Source organism: Rhodocaloribacter litoris, from assembly GCF_011682235.2.
GTDB lineage: Bacteria > Bacteroidota > Rhodothermia > Rhodothermales > ISCAR-4553 > Rhodocaloribacter > Rhodocaloribacter litoris.
Window position 1 is genome coordinate 2,430,703 of the sequence record NZ_CP076718.1, and the last position, 15,842, is coordinate 2,446,544.

The window sequence follows — 15,842 nt, forward strand, 5'->3', positions numbered from 1 at the left end:
TTCAGGCTGAGAGCAGGAACTTTCGCAACGACACTGAATGTCTCGTAAAGATTCAACGCCCACATGCCCACCCTACGTTACCGATACCGCTTCTATCCCAACGCCGAGCAGCGACAGATGCTCGCCCGGCAGTTCGGCTGCGTTCGGTACGTCTACAACTGGGCGCTGGCACTCAAGCGCGATGCGTTCCGTGAGCGAGGCGAGAAGATCGGCTACGCCGAGACGGACAAGCGGCTGACGGCGCTGAAGCGGGAGCCTGATCATGCGTGGCTTAACGACGTCTCCAGCGTCCCGCTTCAGCAAGCCCTTCGGCATCTCGACAAAGCCTACACGGCGTTCTTCCGGGGCACCGCCCGGTTTCCTCGCTTCAAGGCAAAGAAGCACCGTCAGAGTGCCACGTACACCCGGCGCGGCTTCTCGCTCAGAGACAGCGGAGTGCCGGGGCAGCCTGTCGTGAAGCTCGCCAAAATGCGCACCCCGCTCAAGATTCGGTGGAGCCGCCCGCTTCCATCCGCTCCGTCTTCGCTGACGGTGGTTCAGGAGCCCGACGGGAAGTACTACATCTCCTTCGTTGTCGAAGTGGATTATCAACCTCTCCCGAAAACCAAGAGAGAGGGGGGTATCGACCTCGGCGTGAAGGATGTGGTCGTCACGTCGGATGGGTGGCGCAGCGGTAATCCGAAGCATCTCAAACGCGCTCTGGATCGCCTTGCTCTGGAGCAGAAAAGGCTCGCCCGCAAGCAGAAGGGTTCCAAGAACTGGCACAAGCAGCGCCGGAAGGTGGCGAAGCTGCACGCGAAGGTCAGGAACCAGCGGCAGGATTTCTTGCACCAGCTTTCGACGCGGCTCGTGCGGCGGTACGACACCATCTACACCGAATCGCTCTGCATCCGGGGCATGGTTAAGAACCACAGCCTCGCCCGGGCGATCAGCGATGCCGGTTGGAGCGCGTTCGTCGGGATGCTGGAGTACAAGGCGACGTTGTACTGCAAACGCTTTGTGCAGATCGACCGCTGGTATCCGAGTAGCAAGACCTGCTCGGGTTGTAACTACACGATGGAAACCCTCCCGCTGGGTGTGCGGGCATGGGTATGCCCCCGCTGCGGGGCAGAACACGACCGCGACGTAAACGCGGCACAGAACGTTCTGGCGGTCGGGCAGACCGTAGCCGAACGATCGTTCGGCAATGCTTGTGGAGACGGTGTAAGACCGGCGCTAGCCTCGGTTAGCGAAGGCGACTGTCGATGAAGCAGGAATCCCACGTGCCCAGAGCCGTGGGAGTGTCAACCGCACCCCGCACGCCATGACCGAGGCCGACGTGGCGGCCCTCCGCGAGGCCGGCTTCTCCGACCGCGACATCCTGGACATCAACCTGATCGTCAGCTATTTCAACTTCGTCAACCGGATCGCCTCGGGCCTCGGCGTAGACTTCTCCCCCGAAGAGGCCGGCGGGTACCGGTATTGACGCTCACAGGCCTGCCTCAGCCTGCGTTTGTACCGGCTCCTGCCGGGTCGTACCGCCACCGACACTGTTCCCCCTGACAAGGAAGAACAGGGCGATCATCAAGAGGGTGAACTGGAATTCCATACCCAGATTGCCGATGGAGTTCCAGCCGTGCGGAAGGTGAACGATCAGAATAGCGCCAACCATCACCACGGCGAAGATGAGACCGGCCACCCGGGTCATCCACTCTTTCGAAACACCCCCGGCCAGGATGAAGATACCTCCCAGCGACTCCGCAGCACCGAGCAGCGCCACCAGAAAGACCGGCATCTGCATCTGCTCCGCCATCCCGCTCAGGTTACCAAACTTGCCCAGCCCGTGGTACAGAAACACGCTTGCCAGCGCAATGCGCAAAAACCAGTGGGCGTGTGGGGCGAGATTGTTCAGGAAGTTCATGACACCCTCCGTCAGGTTGGTTAGAAACGGGTGAAGCCAACCCCTCCCCGGTATCGGTTACCGGCCGGTCCTCTCCAGGCGACGGAATAATTAACCATTCGGAGAAAGAATTTCAACGGGTTACACCTCAAAAATCGTTATAACGACCAAACGGGAGGAAGAGCGTAACGCGGTTGGGATCAGGCACTCTAAAGACGATGAAGCCGCCGGCGGGCCCATGCCCCGGACCGGCGCCTCCACTGGAAACTTTCGCTCGACGGGCTGCACGGGCGCACCCCGCGGTTCCTGGGGCTGGAAATCCCCTCCTCCCGCCGGCGCCTCGTACAGATCCTGCCGGGCCTGGGATGGACCATCGGACCGGGTGTGATCGAGCTCGGCGGGCGCATCCCGCTCTCGGGACGCAACCTGCCCGCCGGACCGGCCTTGTTTGCCGGCTATTTCTTCAAATGGCGACGTTGAACCCGCTTCCGGATAACCCTGGTGGCGAGGGACATCACGGCGCGTTATATTTAGCCCCCACCCGAACCACCGGCCGGGCCGCCGGTGACACCCACGCTATGAAGGAGAAGGGGCTATCGTGGAGCAAAAGCGTATATTCCTCACCCTCGATTCGGAAACGACGCCGGATCGGCAACTACCCGAGGCGAACGAGCACCTCTCCGTCAACCTGGCGTTTCTCGAAGCCCATGCCTTCGGCAACACCGGGTTCATCGTCAAGATGATCGATCTGTTCATGGCGCAGGCCCCCGGCCTGCTCGCGATGCTGCGACAGGGCCGGGCCCGGTCGGACTGGGAGCAGGTCCGCTTCGTGGTACACAAGATGAAGTCGTCCGCACGGATTCTGGGAAGCGAGACGCTTGCGCAGGCGCTGGCCTGTGTGGAGCGGCAGGCGGCCCGCCCCGACGCCCACGAGACCCTCCCGCTCCGGATCGACCAGGTAGCCACCCTTTACGAAACAGCCCTTCACGAACTGGAAGCCGTGCGACGGAAATACGTATAGGATCGCGTCTGGCCGTCAGCGACACAGGTCATCGACGGGAAGCCGGCCGGGCGTTTGCATCTCCCCGGCGCGTCCGCACGACCCCTCCCGCTGCCGGAACCGGTGGCGAGGGCCGGATACAAGGAGAAGGATTATGATGCGGTGCCTTGTCGTAGACGACGATGCGCTTGCACGGGCATTCATGGAGCACTTCATCGCCCGGCACGGCGCGCTGGAACTGATCGGCTCGTGCGAAAGCGCCCTCGAAGCCAGCGGCATACTCAAGCATGAGCGCGTCGACCTGGTGTTTCTCGACATCGAAATGCCGGAGATGAACGGCCTGGAACTGATCCAGCGGCTCACCCGGCGTCCCCAGGTCATCCTCGTAACGGCCAAAGAGGAATACGCCATCGACGCGTTCGAAGTCGAGGTGACCGACTACCTGCTCAAACCGGTCAAGTATGCCCGTTTTCTGAAGGCCGTCGAGCGGGCGGAGCGCCGGGCGCGGGCCGAGCGCCTGCAGGCCGAGCACGTTTTCATCAAGACGGAGGGCCGCCTGGTCAGGCTCGAACTGGCCGCCGTGCAGTGGATCGAAGCCCAGGGAGATTACGTCCTGATCCACACCGACACCGGGCGCTACCTGGTCCATTCCACCATGAAAGCGATGATCGATCGCCTGCCGGAGAACGACTTTGCCCGCGTGCACCGCTCCTTCATCGTCCGCCTCGACCGGATCGATGACGTCTCGGCGACCTCGCTGGTGGTCGGGCGCAGGGTCATTCCCATCGGTGCCTCCTACAAGGAGGATCTGCACCGGCGCCTCCACACGCTCTGATGCCTGTCTACGCCTTCCAGGTGCCTGTACCTTTACCTCACCGCGGCGCCGGCTACCACGGCCCTTGTGCTTACCGGCTCACTCGTAGTCGTGCTCGAAATACTCGATGCCGCGGGCGGGGACATCGCTTTTCTTCTGGCGGATACGCTCGGCCAGGCGTTCGGCGAAGACCTCGGCCGGGTCGTAGCCGTAGTGGCGCAGCAGGTGGTTCATGGCGATGACCTCGCAGAGCACGGTCACGTTCTTGCCCGGCGTGATCGGGAGCTTCACCAGCGGCAGCGCCACGCCCAGGATGTCCCGCGTCTCGTCCACCATGCCGAGGCGTGTGTACTCCTCGGTCGGGTCCCACTCGTGCAGGCTCACGACCACCTCCACCCGTTTTTGAAAGCGGATGGCGCGGATACCGAACATGGCCCGCACGTCGATCAGCCCCAGCCCGCGGATCTCCATGAAGTGCTGCACCAGGTCCGTCCCCGAACCCATCAGCACCTGCTCGTCCTTCTTTGTCACGATCACCACGTCGTCGGCCACCAGGCGGTGCCCGCGCTCGACCAGGTCGAGGGCTACCTCACTCTTGCCGATGCCGGCCTTGCCCGTGATGAGCAGGCCGATGCCGTAGACGTCGACGAGGGCGCCGTGAATGGACTGCTGCGGGGCGAACTGGTCCAGCAGAAAGTCCCGCAGCACCGTCATGAAGTTGACCGTCGGCAACGGGGTTCGATACACCGGAACCCCCCGCTCCGTGGCCATCTCGACCAGCACCGGGTCCAGCTCGTTGTTCTCGGTCAGGAAAAGACAGGGAATGGGAAAGCGGAGGAGGGTCTCAAAGGCGGCCCGCCGCGCCGCCGGGTCGAGATGGCGCAGGTAGGCGTTCTCGGTGTTGCCCAGGATCTGCACGCGCTGGTGCGTGAACACCTCGACGAACCCGGCCAGCACCAGGCCCGGCCGGTGCAGCGTGCTCTCGACCACGAGGCGATTACCGGCTTCGACCTCGTTGACCGCTTCGACCGGCAGCCCCACCGTGTGGCGCAACTGCTCCACCATGAAGGCCACCGTGATCGACTCTTTCTGAAAAATTTTCGGCTGGTGTGGCATGGTCGGCTCAGGGCACCTCGACGGTTTCCAGGATGCGCCGGACGATGTCTTCGCTGGTGACCTCCTCGGCCTCGGCTTCGTAGGTGATGGCGATGCGGTGGCGCAGCACGTCCATGGCGACCGAGCGGACGTCTTCCGGCGTGACGTAGGCCCGGTGTTGCAGAAAGGCGTGGGCTCGTGCGGCCAGGTTCAGGTAGATCGACGCCCGCGGGGAGGCGCCGTACTCGATCAGCGGCCGGAGGGTCGCCAGCCGGTAGGATGCCGGATCGCGGGAGGCCATCACCAGGTCGATGATGTAGTGCTCCACCCGCTCGTCGATGTAGAGCTCGTTGAGGACACGCCGGGCCGAGAGGATCTGGGCGGGCCGGACGACCGGCCGGATGGCTGCCTTGTCGCCGGTGCGGGCCATGCGGCGCATGATCTCCAGTTCCTCTTCCCGCGTCGGATAGCCCACCTTGATCTTCATCATGAAACGATCCACCTGCGCCTCCGGGAGCGGGTACGTCCCTTCCTGTTCGATCGGGTTCTGGGTGGCGAGCACCAGGAAGGGTTGCTCCAGCGGGAACGTCGTCTCGCCGATGGTGACCTGGCGTTCCTGCATGCTTTCGAGCAGGGCGCTCTGCACCTTGGCCGGGGAACGGTTGATCTCGTCGGCCAGGATGAGGTTGGCGAAGATGGGACCCTTCTTGATGAAAAACTCCCCCTCCTTCTGGTTGTAGACGAGCGTGCCCAGCAGGTCGGCCGGCAGGAGATCCGGGGTGAACTGGATGCGCTGGAACCGGGTGCCGATGGCCCGGGCCAGCGAGCTGACCGTGAGGGTCTTGGCCAGCCCCGGCACCCCTTCGAGCAACACGTGCCCGTCGGCCAGCAGGCCGATGAGCAGGCGCTCCACCATATACCGCTGCCCGACGACCACGCGGCCGATCTCGGCCATCAGGTCGTCGATGAAAGCACTCTCCCGGGTAATGCGTTCGTTGACGAGCGCCAGATCAAATTCGCTCATGAAGGAGGCGGGTTTCCGGTTGACGTACGACGACGGCCGGCACGGCGGCCCGTGAAACAGGTCATACCCCCTTTCCTCCGTCGAGGATCCACCCGGCGGCCCGGCCGCCCCTCAGAGCAAGAGGGTCTCCGGCAGGAGGCCGAAGCGGTCTTCGAAGGCCGCCTGGATACGGTCGAGGGCTGCCGGGAGCGCAAACGGCTGGCCGACGAGCAACACCCCGCCCCCGCGACCGGTGATGTGGGCCCCGTAGAGCCCTTCGAGGCTCATCGCCCGCACCTGCTCCACGACGAAGTCGGCCTCGGGTGTCACGTTGCCCCAGTCGTTGCGCTGTGCGGCGTGTGACATCAGCAACAGCGCTCCGAACATCTGCCAGTCGCCCCGCCGCACGGCCCCGACCAGCTTGGGCACGAGCCGGTTTGCGGTGACCAGGTAGCGGACGACGGGACGGTAGCGACGCGGAAGCACATCCAGCGCCCGCTGCAGATCCCGGTGCTCGAGTTCCCGGAACGAAGCCAGCGTGGCAAACCCCTTGCGCCGGAGCAGTTCCAGGGCGGCCCCGGCCTTTTCGACCCGGTGCCGGTCGTGCTCGGCGGCGTCCGGAGGCGGTTCGGGCATGGCCACGAGCCCCCACCCCGGCTTCTCCTGCCCCGCCGTCATGACGGGCAGGGACTCGAGTGTATGGGTATCGACCAGGATAAACGCTTCGGCACGGCCGGCGTCGCTGGCCAGCAGGTAGGCGGCGCTGAAGGGCTGCTCCATCACCTCGGAGAGCGTCGTGCGGACGGCCCGTATCAGCGTGGTGGTGTCGTCGGCACGGGCGAGCAGGGCCTGCAGGGCGCGGGCAGCCGCCACCCCGGACGCCCCCAGTCGCGCCTCCGCCACCGCCTGCGGCACCGTACCGACGACCACTGCCTCGACCCCGTACCCCGGCGGCGCCAGGCATCGCAGCAGCGTCCCCACCGCCCGGGCGAGCCGCGGCGCCCCCGCCGGCGACCCGGAGGCCCGGTCCGGCCCAAACGCCCACGCCCCCTCCCCTTCCAGGGCAACGCGCACCCCCGCCTCCTCCGTCCCACGGACTGCCACGGCCATCCCGTGAGCGACCGAGCGCATCAGCGCAAAGCCGCCGACATGGTGCGTGTGGTCGCCAATGAGCGCCAGGCTACCGTGCGCGAAGGCGGCCTCCACCGGAACCGTCTTCGCACCAAAATACTCCGCCAGCAGGCTCACGGCCCGTTCCGTCAACTGTACCGGCCGAAGCATCTCCCGCTGCTGCAACCGGTCGAGGGCGTGCAGAAAGGGCCGGACCAGCGAAGGGGTCGCGTATCGTTCTGGAGGAATCATACGAACTCGGTGCGCGAAAGGGCGCGGCAGACCGGTGGGGCGGAGAACTGTCGGGGGGGCAAGAAGGGGAGATCGTACCGCCGCCGCGGCGACAAAACGAAGGGAGGATCGTACGGGCCCCCGTCGTCTTTTGCAACGAAGGGGAAAAAGCGCGGCTATTTTTCGAGAGATCTACACGGCACAGGTTATGGTTCCTATGATGCGAAGCCCGAGGGGTTTCCCGGGGACGAAAAAATGACCCGCTGCCGTCGCGTATCGGGGCGAAGGGCCGGGGCCCGTCCCGGCCTTGCCCTGCCTGCCGGTACGTCGTATGTTGTCGTTCAATCACGCCCCGCCTCCGAAAAGCCCATGCGCACCACCCGACACCTGCCTGCCTTCGCGTTGCTGCTGTGGGGACTCCTTCCGGCAGCCGGATGCCGGGCGCAAGTCCCGGACGCCGCCGTCCAGATCGCCGGGGCCGTCAGCCCGCTGCCGGAGGACCTGCGCGACGGCGCCACGGTACGAGGCTACGACGCCGACGGCAACCTGGTCACCCTCCGTGAGGGCGCCAACGGCCTGATCTGCCTGGCCGACGACCCGAACCGTGAGGGCTTCCATGCGGCCTGCTACCATGCTTCGCTGGAGCCCTACATGGCCCGGGGCCGCGAACTGCGGGCGCAGGGCATCACGGGCGTCGAGTCGTTCGAGGTTCGCCACCGGGAGGCGGAAGAGGGGAAGCTCAAGATGCCGGAGGCGCCGGCCACCGTGTACAACCTCTCGGGTGACGCCTTCGACCCGGCCACGGGCACGGTGACGGCGCCGCGCCGCCTCTATGCCGTCTACATCCCGTATGCCACGCCGGAGACGACGGGCCTGCCGGATCGCCCGCCCGGTCCCGGGGCGCCGTGGATCATGCGGCCCGGCACCCCCTCGGCACACATCATGATCAGCCCGCCCTCGAACTGACCGGCGGCTTCTCGGCCACCAGCAGGCCGTAGCGGAAGGCACCCAGCGCATAGGCCAGGCGCAGGCGCACGACGGTGCGCAGGAAGACGCGGTCCGCGTGCCGGCCGTCGAGGAGGAAACGGGCGTAGCGGGGGCGGGTGAGCAGCCTCCACGCCAGCCGCCGCAGCACCACGGACCAGGTGCGGGCGACGCGCCGGCTCAGGTCCTCGTGCCGCACGTTCCGGAAGCCGGCCGCCTCCGCCATCGCCGCGTAGTCCGTCAGGGTGCCCAGACCCGGCAGGCGTCCCTCGCGGCAGATGGGCTCGAGCAGGTGGCGCACGGCCCAGGGGCGGGCGCCGTCGGCGGCCAGCCAGGCGCACACCGCCAGCCGCCCGCCGGGCCGCAGCACCCGGTATGCCTCGCGGAAGAACGCGGCCTTGTCGGGCAGGTGGGCCAGGCTCTCGATGGCCAGCACCACGTCGAAAGTCCCGTCCGGGTGGTTGTTCGCCAGCCAGTCGCCGTGGCGGTACCGGAGGTTCTCGTTGCGGGCGTCGCGGGCCACGGCCTGGATGAACTGCACCTTTGAGACCGTCCAGCCGGTGACGTGCGCGTCGTAGTGCCGGGCCAGGTAGCGGGCCGTGGCGCCATAGCCGCACCCGACGTCGCAGACGACTTCGCCCGGCTGCAGGCCGGCGGCCCCGGCCACGTGGTCGACCAGGTGCTCCACGGCCCGCCCGGGTGCCTCGAACCGGCGCCGCCACAGGCCGTGGTGCAGGTGCTCGCCCCACACCTCCCGGTAGAAGATGTCGAGCGTGTCGTAGTGCCGGGCCACCTCCGCCGGGGTGACGGGCTGCTTCGGGTGGATCATGGGACTTGACCCGGCACCATGGTGCCGGCCTTATCTTGAACCAGAACGCGGGGCGCCGTGCCCCGGCCCGGCAGAAGATCCATCTCGGGAGACGATACCATGACCATTGGCACGCTGGCAAAACGCGCCGGGGTAAAGCGCTCTACGGTGCGGTACTACGAACGCCGGGGGCTGCTGCCGGCCCCCGCGCGGCGCCGCTCCGGATACCGCGAGTACACCGAAGAGCACGTCCGCCGGCTCCGCTTCATCCGCCGGGCGCAGGCCCTGGGCTTTACCCTGGCCGAGATCGGGGAACTGATGGCACTGCGGGTCGAGCCGGAAGGCCGGGCCGGCGACGTGCGCCGCCGGGTCGTCCGGAAGCTCGAGGACGTGGAGGCCCGGATCCGGGACCTGGAGGCCCTGCGGGCCGTCCTCCTCGAACTCGTCGGGGCGTGTGCCGGCGCGGGGTCCACGGCTGCCTGCCCCATCCTGGAGGCCCTGGCAGAAGGATCGGAAAAATTAATTCCTCTGGAAACCCCGCACCAGGGTGCCGGGCGTAACCCCCCGTGAATCGTTTCCCAAAACACAGCGAAACACGAAGCCATGACCACGACACGCAAAGTAGAGATCTATTCCGCGGGCTGCCCGGTCTGTGCCGAGACCATCGCGCAGGTGCGGGCGCTGGCCTGCCCCTCGTGCGAGGTAACGGTGGCGGACGTGCACGACCCGGCCGTGGCCGAGCGGGCCGCGGCGCTGGGCATCCGCAGCCTGCCGGCGGTCGCCGTCGACGGGCGCCTGGCTGACTGCTGTGCCGGGCGCGGCGTCGACGGCGACGTGCTCCGGCGCCTCGGGGTGGGCGTGCCCCGCTGACGGAGGCGCTCTCGTCGTGCTTACTCCGCCGGGGTGAGGACCTGCACCGGGTGGATCAGGGTTTTTTTTCTCAGCCGTACGACACGGCAGAAACCTCTGCAGGCTGTCGAGGTTACGGGCTCATCTCACCTCGCCTGCCGGATCCGGAACGTGTCTACGCCTCCTCAACATCGGGCGGCTCCGTGCTCTCCTGGTGCGAGAAACGATCGTACCCGGTGGCTCCCTGTGCTTTGCCTGGCTCTCCTGGGAGCCTGTAACCCGGCACAGGCGGGCGATGTGCCACTGCCACCGTGGAATCCGCTGAAACACCAGGCGGACATCAGACAAGCTCCTCTCAGGACGCGTCACACGTTCGATACGGAGGCCCCGGTTCTCACACGTTGCACCTCCTTCTTGCCGGTATGGATGCTGCGCGAACCTGCTGGATCAGGAACGTGGCTACCCAAAACACCGGAAACCGGCTCGGCTTCACCCGACTCCAGCGGACACCGGCCAGACAGACCGCATCGCACCCGGGGGTGCCGAACGCCTGAAGGTGTTTTCGCGCCGGCCTCATCTCCCAGGCATCGTCTCTGCCGTGTCTTTCGGATCTAGCCGGGCAGATCGGGCCGGCAAACCGCTGCGCCCGACCTGTGCCTGCTTCTCTCGTCGTGCCTCAACCGACTGAAGCCAGGCATACCCCCTGTATCCGCTGGATTCGTCGTGCCCCGGGCACGGCAGAAACGAGACCATCCCCTCCTATGGAACCTTCTGCGACGGCACCTCGCAAAGGCCGGCATGCTGCGGCGGCGGCAAGTGAGGTGCATACCCTTTCATCGCATGGACCGGGCATGGCGCGACCGGGCAGGCGCCTCCCTGCAAGACCTCGCCGGCACAAGGACAGCGCCGAGAGCAAGACGTTCATCGCCCTGCTATATGCCACCCTGGTCGCGCTGCTCCTCCTTTTCTTCGGCTTGCTCTTCATCATCATGCCGGGTGCCTGCACCTGACGCGCTTCGGGCCATGGGGACCTGCAACTGCAGGTCCCCATGGCCCGGCGCAACGGACATGCACCGCCTTTTCCCATCCGTGGTTACCTCGCTTCAACCCAGCACAGGTTCATCATACCATGAAGCAAAGCAGCGCCCATGAAGCCTGGGGGACTCGCCTCGGGCTGATCCTGGCCATGGCGGGAAATGCCGTGGGACTCGGCAACTTCCTCCGCTTCCCGACGCAGGCCACCAACCACGGCGGAGGATCCTTTATGATCACGTATTTCATCGCGCTCCTCCTGCTCGGCATCCCGCTTATGTGGATCGAATGGGGACTCGGCCGTCATGGGGGGCGATACCGCAAGGGACATATCCCCGGCATGTTCGCCTCCGTCTGGCGACATCCGGCGGCAAAGTACGTGGGGGTCCTGGGCCTGGTCATCCCGTTCGTGGTTCTGACCTATTACACCTGTATCGAGAGCTGGACCCTGGCTTTCACCTTCTTCTCCATCACGAAGGATTACTGGGGCCTCGAAACACAGGAAGCCATGATCGGCTACCTGCGATCCTTTCAATCCGTCGGCGACCCGAGCATGCACGGGGCCTTCATGCCGTTCGTCTTCTTCCTCGCCACGCTCTCCATCAACATATGGATCGTCTCGAAAGGCATCTCGGGAGGCATCGAGCGGCTTGCGAAAATCGGCATGCCGCTCCTCTTTCTCTTCGCCCTCGTGCTGGCCATCGTGGTCTGTACGATGCCTGCACGCCCGGACATCGGAGCAACCCCCGCCGATGGTTTCCAGTTCATCTACCGGCCGGACCTGTCCGGGCTCAAAAGCCCTGCGGTCTGGCTGGCCTCAGCCGGCCAGATCTTCTTCACGCTTTCCGTCGGCATGGGAACGCTCCAGACGTATGCCTCCTACCTGCGCTCCAAAGACGACATCCTGCTTTCCGGTCTTGCCACCTCAGCCACAAACGAAACCGCCGAGGTTGTGCTCGGCGGCTCGATCGCCATTCCAGCCGCCGTGGTCTTCTTCGGGGTTACGGGTGCCACCCAGATCGCCGCGTCGGGCGCGTTCAACCTCGGGTTCGCCACCATGCCCGTAGTGTTTCAGCAGCTCCCCTTCGGCCACGTGCTGGCCTTCATGTGGTTCGGCCTGCTGTTCTTCGCAGGAATCACCTCCTCTGTCGCCATGGCAACGCCGATGATGGCCTTCTTCCGGGAAGAGTTCGGCCTGCGCCGCGAACCGGTCGCATGGGGACTCGGGGCCGCCGTGCTCCTGTTCGGCCTCTTTCACATCGCCTGGCTGGACTATGGCTTCCTGGATGAATGGGACTACTGGGGCGGCACGTTCGGCCTTTCGCTTTTCGCGGTGGCCGAAGTCATCATCTTCATGTGGATCTTCAAACCCGAGAACGCCTGGCACACGATCCACGAAGGCGCCGACATCCGACTGCCAGGCGTCTTCAAGTTCATCATGACGTACATCACACCCGCTTACCTCTTTGCCATCTTCCTCTGGTGGAGCATTTCGGATGCCCTGCCGATTCTGGCAATGGACAAAACCCCTACCGGAGACCCCTATGCGCCGGAAGCCAGGCCCTACATCATCATCGCTCGCCTTGTGATCCTCCTCCTCTTTGCGGCATTCCTCATCCTGATCCGAATCGCCTGGAAAAGGAACCGCTATGATGACCGGGCCGGATTCACAGAAGTAGAAGAGCTTGCATCCTCCAGCACCACCTCAACGGGGTTAAACCTATGACAATCGGTGCGGCCATCTTCATGATCCTGAGCTGGATGTTCGTTCTGGGACTTGCGGGCTGGTCGTTCGCAAAAATTCTCGGCAAGCGAAGGCGCTGACACCCGGCGAAAGACGAGGCTTCCGGCGCGGATCTTCGCTTCAGCCGGCCTCACCTCCCCTTGCGAAGTTGACAGGGGTAGGTATTCACAAAGAGGGTGTTCCGTTGTATGGTAAAGCGTCCCTCATCCAGCAAATGATGACGCCACCATGCACGCAGAACACCCTCTCGAAGAATGTACGCGTTGGTTCGACATGCTGGCAACCCATTTGCCCGTGCTCTCCCGCACACAGGTGCGCACCCTGGCGCTTTGGAGCTTTGCCGCCACGCTGACGCAACGCATCGCCTCGTCCACGTGTGCCCTCTTCCTGGCGCGTCTGTTTGATCAACCCTACACGAACATGCGCCAACGACTGCGCGAGTTCTACTGGGAAGCCGATCAGAAGCGGGGTACGCATCGCCGTACGCTGCCCGTACAAGCGTGCTTTGCGCCGCTGCTGCGCTGGATCCTCTCGCTGCAGCAGCCCCGGGAACTCGTCCTGGCGCTCGATGTGACGCTGTGCCGCGATCGCCTGGCGGTGCTCGCCCTTAGCGTCGTGCTTCGCGGCAGTGCCGTGCCGGTGGCCTGGAAAATCCTCCCGGCCAACCGGCCGGCCCCCTGGGTGCTGCATGGACAAAACATCGGCGGCCTGGGAACATTGTTACTCGGCATCTCCGCACTCATCGGCTCTCTGGTCTACAGCCGAAAGAGTAACGCATCCGATCCGTAGTCCCGGAAAACGCCCCCGCTCACAGCAGCCCGGCGCGGCGGGCGGCATCGCGGAGCGTGGCTTCCTGTTCGGGCGTCAGGTGCTTCGGGAGCGTCACCTCCACCTCCACGTAGAGGTCGCCCGTGCCCTCGTCCGTGGCTACGCCCTGCCCGCGCAGGCGGAGCCGTTCGCCCGGCTGGGTGCCCTTCGGGATCGTCACCTTGATGCGCTTCCCCGTGGGATGTTCGAGGGAGCGGGTCGTGCCGAAGAGGGCTTCGAAGAGGCCGATCCGGACGCGCGTGTGCAGGTCGTTCCCCTCGCGGCGGAAGCGCGGGTCCTCGGCCACCTTGAACGTCACGTAGACGTCGCCGCGCCGGCCGGTGGGGCCGGCGGCCCCCCGCCCGCGCAGCCGCACGCGGAAGCCGTCGCGCACGCCCTTCGGGTAGGCGATGCGGCCCTTCTGGCCGCCGGGCAACGTGATCTCGACCTTGCCGCCCCGGAGGGCTTGTTCAAACGGGAGGTTCACGGTCAGGTGCCGGTCGAGGTCGGCACGGGCCTTGCCCGAAGCGGCTTCCCCGCCCCCGAAGACGCCCTTGAACAGCTCGCCCAGCCCGCCGAACAGGTCGCCGAAGCCGAACGACTCGCCGCCGCCCTCGGGATCCACCCGCACGTAGCTGCCGTCCGGCGCCCGGTAATAGCGCCCTCCGTTGCGGGTGGTGTACGCGTCGCCGAAGAAGCTCCCGAAGGGGTTTTTCCGCATCCGGTCGTAGGCCTGGCGCTTCTGCGGGTTGGAGAGCACCTCGTAGGCCTCCTGCACCTCCTTGAAGCGCTCCTCGGCCTTCGGGTCGTCCGGGTTCCGGTCCGGGTGATAAATACGCGCCCGCTTGCGGTAGGCCTTCTTGATGGCCTCCGCGTCGGCGTCCTCACTCACCCCGAGGATCTTGTAATAATCTTTGACGTCAGGCATGGCCCGTCGGAAGCAGGTTTTTTGAGGCAGACGGGGCTTCGGGGGTGCCGGTTTCACCGGAGGGGTGCGCAGCCGCGTGGCCGGTGTCGTATCTTGCAGCCGTCCGATCCACCGCGAGCCGATTCCTTTCTTCAGCCATGACACACCGGCCCATCCAAAAGGTTCTCATTGCCAACCGGGGCGAGATCGCCGTCCGGGTCATCCGCACGTGCCGGGAGCTGGGGCTGGCCACGGTGGCCGTCTTCAGCGAGCCCGACCGCACCGCGCCGCACGTGCGCCTGGCCGACGAGGCCTACCTGCTGGGGCCGGCGCCCTCGGCACAGTCGTACCTGGTGCAGGAGAAGATCCTGGAGGTGGCCCGCCGCAGCGGCGCCGACGCCGTCCACCCCGGCTACGGCTTCCTCTCGGAGAATGCGGACTTCGCCGAGGCGTGCGCGGCGGCGGGCCTCGTCTTCATCGGTCCCCCCCCGGCGGCCATCCGGGCCATGGGCGACAAGACGGCGGCCCGGCGGCTCATGGAGAAGGCCGGCGTCCCGATGGCCCCCGGCACCACCGACGCCATCGACGACCCGGACGAGGCCGCCCGCATCGCCGAGGCCATCGGCTACCCGGTGCTCATCAAGGCGGCGGCCGGGGGCGGGGGCAAGGGCATGCGCATCGTGGAGACGCCGTCGGAGTTCCGCCGGACGATGGAGGCCGCCCGCCGCGAGGCCCAGGCCGCCTTCGGCGACGGGCGCGTCTTCATCGAGAAATACATCGTGGAGCCCCGGCACATCGAGTTCCAGATCCTGGCCGACGCGCACGGCAACGTGGTGCACCTGTTCGAGCGTGAGTGCTCCATCCAGCGGCGCCACCAGAAGGTCATCGAGGAGGCCCCCTCGTCGGTGCTCACACCCGAGGTGCGGGCGCGGATGGGCGAGGCCGCCGTGCAGGCCGCCCGCTCGTGCGGCTACGTCAACGCCGGCACCGTCGAGTTCCTGGTCGACCGCGACCTGAACTTCTACTTCATGGAGATGAACACGCGCCTGCAGGTGGAGCACCCGGTGACGGAGTGGATCACGGGGCTGGACTTGGTGGCCGAGCAGATCCGCATCGCCGAGGGGGCGCCGCTGGGCTACACGCAGGCCGACCTGTCGATCCACGGCCACGCCATCGAGTGTCGCGTCTACGCCGAGGACCCGGAGAACAACTTCCTCCCGGCGCCCGGCCCGCTGCACCGGCACGTGCCGCCCTCGGGCTTCGGCGTGCGCGTGGATGCGGGCGTGGAGCAGGGGGGCGAGGTGCTCATCCACTACGACCCCATGATCTCGAAGCTGACCACGTGGGGCCGCACGCGCGAGGAAGCCATCCGCCGCATGCGTCGCGCCCTGGACGAGTACGAGGTCGCCGGCGTGCGCACCACCATCCCCTTCTGCCGCTTCGTGATGGACCACGAGGCCTTCTGCAGCGGCCGCTTCTCCACCCATTTCGTCGCCGAGCACTTCGACCCGAAGCACCTTGCGCCGGACGACCCCGCGCTCGACGCGGCGGCGGCGCTGGCGGCCGTGCTCTACCGCGC

General features: G+C 66.1%; 16 protein-coding genes and 1 pseudogene. 11 read left to right on the forward strand and 6 right to left on the reverse strand.

The annotated features are described in order from the left end of the window. The first annotated feature begins 63 nt into the window (after window positions 1–63). The gene (locus tag GQ464_RS10205) at window positions 64–1,248 is read left to right on the forward strand and encodes an RNA-guided endonuclease InsQ/TnpB family protein (RefSeq protein WP_166978609.1); all 1,185 of its coding nucleotides are present in this window, start codon (window positions 64–66) and stop codon (window positions 1,246–1,248) included. A gap of 55 nt (window positions 1,249–1,303) precedes the next feature. Beyond that, a pseudogene (locus tag GQ464_RS10210) lies at window positions 1,304–1,465 on the forward strand (peroxidase-related enzyme); the annotation flags it as partial. Between the two features lie 3 nt (window positions 1,466–1,468). Here GQ464_RS10210 and GQ464_RS10215 read toward each other — a convergent pair. Beyond that, window positions 1,469–1,900 (reverse strand): DoxX family protein, encoded by a 432-nt coding sequence (locus GQ464_RS10215; RefSeq protein WP_166978613.1) that lies wholly within the window; start codon window positions 1,898–1,900, stop codon window positions 1,469–1,471. Between the two features lie 577 nt (window positions 1,901–2,477). Here GQ464_RS10215 and GQ464_RS10220 point away from each other — a divergent pair. Continuing rightward, window positions 2,478–2,900: an Hpt domain-containing protein gene (locus GQ464_RS10220; RefSeq protein WP_166978615.1), complete on the forward strand. Its 423-nt coding sequence runs from the start codon at window positions 2,478–2,480 to the stop codon at window positions 2,898–2,900. 133 nt (window positions 2,901–3,033) lie between these two features. Continuing rightward, window positions 3,034–3,714, forward strand: a complete 681-nt coding sequence (locus GQ464_RS10225; protein WP_166978617.1) for a LytR/AlgR family response regulator transcription factor — start codon at window positions 3,034–3,036, stop codon at window positions 3,712–3,714. Between the two features lie 78 nt (window positions 3,715–3,792). Here GQ464_RS10225 and hprK read toward each other — a convergent pair whose 3' ends face one another. The 3 genes from hprK to GQ464_RS10240 form a co-directional block, all read right to left on the reverse strand. After that, window positions 3,793–4,809 (reverse strand): HPr(Ser) kinase/phosphatase, encoded by a 1,017-nt coding sequence (gene hprK, locus GQ464_RS10230; protein ID WP_166978619.1) that lies wholly within the window; start codon window positions 4,807–4,809, stop codon window positions 3,793–3,795. Window positions 4,810–4,816: 7 nt separating this feature from the next. After that, a complete protein-coding gene (locus tag GQ464_RS10235; RefSeq protein WP_166978621.1) occupies window positions 4,817–5,812 on the reverse strand; it encodes an AAA family ATPase in 996 nt (331 codons plus the stop codon). A gap of 111 nt (window positions 5,813–5,923) precedes the next feature. Next, window positions 5,924–7,153, reverse strand: coding sequence for a galactokinase family protein (locus tag GQ464_RS10240; protein WP_166978623.1), 1,230 nt, complete (start codon window positions 7,151–7,153; stop codon window positions 5,924–5,926). 348 nt (window positions 7,154–7,501) lie between these two features. Here GQ464_RS10240 and GQ464_RS10245 point away from each other — a divergent pair, with 348 nt between their 5' ends. Beyond that, the gene (locus GQ464_RS10245) at window positions 7,502–8,098 is read left to right on the forward strand and encodes a hypothetical protein (RefSeq protein WP_228350183.1); all 597 of its coding nucleotides are present in this window, start codon (window positions 7,502–7,504) and stop codon (window positions 8,096–8,098) included. Here GQ464_RS10245 and GQ464_RS10250 read toward each other — a convergent pair. Then, complete coding sequence (locus tag GQ464_RS10250) at window positions 8,079–8,945, reverse strand: methyltransferase domain-containing protein (RefSeq protein ID WP_166978625.1); 867 nt, start codon at window positions 8,943–8,945, stop codon at window positions 8,079–8,081. The genes GQ464_RS10245 and GQ464_RS10250 overlap by 20 nt on opposite strands. A 99-nt stretch (window positions 8,946–9,044) precedes the next feature. Between GQ464_RS10250 and GQ464_RS10255 the strand changes: the two genes are divergently transcribed. The 5 genes from GQ464_RS10255 (at window position 9,045) to GQ464_RS10275 (ending at window position 13,338) form a co-directional block, all read left to right on the forward strand. Next, entirely contained in the window at window positions 9,045–9,494 is a 450-nt protein-coding gene (locus GQ464_RS10255) for a heavy metal-responsive transcriptional regulator (RefSeq protein WP_166978627.1), read from the forward strand. 33 nt (window positions 9,495–9,527) lie between these two features. Then, on the forward strand, window positions 9,528–9,794 hold the full coding sequence (locus GQ464_RS10260) for a thioredoxin family protein (protein WP_166978629.1): 267 nt from the start codon (window positions 9,528–9,530) through the stop codon (window positions 9,792–9,794). An 830-nt stretch (window positions 9,795–10,624) separates the two neighbouring features. After that, window positions 10,625–10,783, forward strand: coding sequence for a hypothetical protein (locus tag GQ464_RS10265; RefSeq protein WP_166978631.1), 159 nt, complete (start codon window positions 10,625–10,627; stop codon window positions 10,781–10,783). Between the two features lie 119 nt (window positions 10,784–10,902). Further along, a complete protein-coding gene (locus GQ464_RS10270) occupies window positions 10,903–12,531 on the forward strand; it encodes a sodium-dependent transporter (RefSeq protein ID WP_166978633.1) in 1,629 nt (542 codons plus the stop codon). 246 nt (window positions 12,532–12,777) lie between these two features. Further along, on the forward strand, window positions 12,778–13,338 hold the full coding sequence (locus tag GQ464_RS10275; protein ID WP_166978635.1) for a hypothetical protein: 561 nt from the start codon (window positions 12,778–12,780) through the stop codon (window positions 13,336–13,338). Between the two features lie 19 nt (window positions 13,339–13,357). Here GQ464_RS10275 and GQ464_RS10280 read toward each other — a convergent pair whose 3' ends face one another. Then, window positions 13,358–14,284, reverse strand: coding sequence for a DnaJ C-terminal domain-containing protein (locus GQ464_RS10280; RefSeq protein WP_166978637.1), 927 nt, complete (start codon window positions 14,282–14,284; stop codon window positions 13,358–13,360). A 137-nt stretch (window positions 14,285–14,421) separates the two neighbouring features. On the opposite strand from GQ464_RS10280, the gene accC reads away from it, so the two are divergent. After that, a partial coding sequence (gene accC / locus GQ464_RS10285; RefSeq protein ID WP_166978639.1) for an acetyl-CoA carboxylase biotin carboxylase subunit occupies window positions 14,422–15,842 on the forward strand: 1,421 nt, incomplete at its 3' end.

Bases quoted from the DNA above. Each gene is read 5' to 3' on its own strand.
- GQ464_RS10205 (WP_166978609.1), top strand. From the start codon at position 64: ATGCCCACCCTACGTTACCGATACCGCTTCTATCCCAACGCCGAGCAG.
- GQ464_RS10215 (WP_166978613.1), bottom strand. From the start codon at position 1,900: ATGAACTTCCTGAACAATCTCGCCCCACACGCCCACTGGTTTTTGCGC.
- GQ464_RS10225 (WP_166978617.1), top strand. From the start codon at position 3,034: ATGATGCGGTGCCTTGTCGTAGACGACGATGCGCTTGCACGGGCATTC.
- hprK (WP_166978619.1), bottom strand. From the start codon at position 4,809: ATGCCACACCAGCCGAAAATTTTTCAGAAAGAGTCGATCACGGTGGCC.
- GQ464_RS10235 (WP_166978621.1), bottom strand. From the start codon at position 5,812: ATGAGCGAATTTGATCTGGCGCTCGTCAACGAACGCATTACCCGGGAG.
- GQ464_RS10240 (WP_166978623.1), bottom strand. From the start codon at position 7,153: ATGATTCCTCCAGAACGATACGCGACCCCTTCGCTGGTCCGGCCCTTT.
- GQ464_RS10245 (WP_228350183.1), top strand. From the start codon at position 7,502: ATGCGCACCACCCGACACCTGCCTGCCTTCGCGTTGCTGCTGTGGGGA.
- GQ464_RS10250 (WP_166978625.1), bottom strand. From the start codon at position 8,945: ATGATCCACCCGAAGCAGCCCGTCACCCCGGCGGAGGTGGCCCGGCAC.
- GQ464_RS10255 (WP_166978627.1), top strand. From the start codon at position 9,045: ATGACCATTGGCACGCTGGCAAAACGCGCCGGGGTAAAGCGCTCTACG.
- GQ464_RS10260 (WP_166978629.1), top strand. From the start codon at position 9,528: ATGACCACGACACGCAAAGTAGAGATCTATTCCGCGGGCTGCCCGGTC.
- GQ464_RS10265 (WP_166978631.1), top strand. From the start codon at position 10,625: ATGGCGCGACCGGGCAGGCGCCTCCCTGCAAGACCTCGCCGGCACAAG.
- GQ464_RS10270 (WP_166978633.1), top strand. From the start codon at position 10,903: ATGAAGCAAAGCAGCGCCCATGAAGCCTGGGGGACTCGCCTCGGGCTG.
- GQ464_RS10275 (WP_166978635.1), top strand. From the start codon at position 12,778: ATGCACGCAGAACACCCTCTCGAAGAATGTACGCGTTGGTTCGACATG.
- GQ464_RS10280 (WP_166978637.1), bottom strand. From the start codon at position 14,284: ATGCCTGACGTCAAAGATTATTACAAGATCCTCGGGGTGAGTGAGGAC.